The sequence below is a fragment of the Klebsiella sp. HN106 genome (assembly GCF_051209435.1).
In the GTDB taxonomy this organism is placed as follows: domain Bacteria; phylum Pseudomonadota; class Gammaproteobacteria; order Enterobacterales; family Enterobacteriaceae; genus Klebsiella; species Klebsiella oxytoca.
This window is the reverse complement of the sequence record NZ_JBLURD010000330.1, coordinates 1-244: the sequence shown is the minus strand read 5'-3', so window position 1 is coordinate 244 and position 244 is coordinate 1. Positions and strand designations below refer to the sequence as shown.

Sequence of the window (244 nt, the reverse complement as noted above, 5' to 3'; positions counted from 1 at the left end):
GCACCGGGCAGGCGTCACACCGTATACGTCCACTTTCGTGTTTGCACAGTGCTGTGTTTTTAATAAACAGTTGCAGCCAGCTGGTATCTTCGACTGATTTCAGCTCCATGAGCAAGTCACTTCACTTACCATCAGCGTGCCTTCTCCCGAAGTTACGGCACCATTTTGCCTAGTTCCTTCACCCGAGTTCTCTCAAGCGCCTTGGTATTCTCTACCTGACCACCTGTGTCGGTTTGGGGTACGA

The 244-nt window shown here is 51.2% G+C and carries 1 rRNA gene; it reads right to left on the bottom strand.

Annotation, left to right across the window (positions count from 1 at the left end):
* Window positions 1-244 (bottom strand): 23S ribosomal RNA (locus ACSIPU_RS31430); the annotation flags it as partial.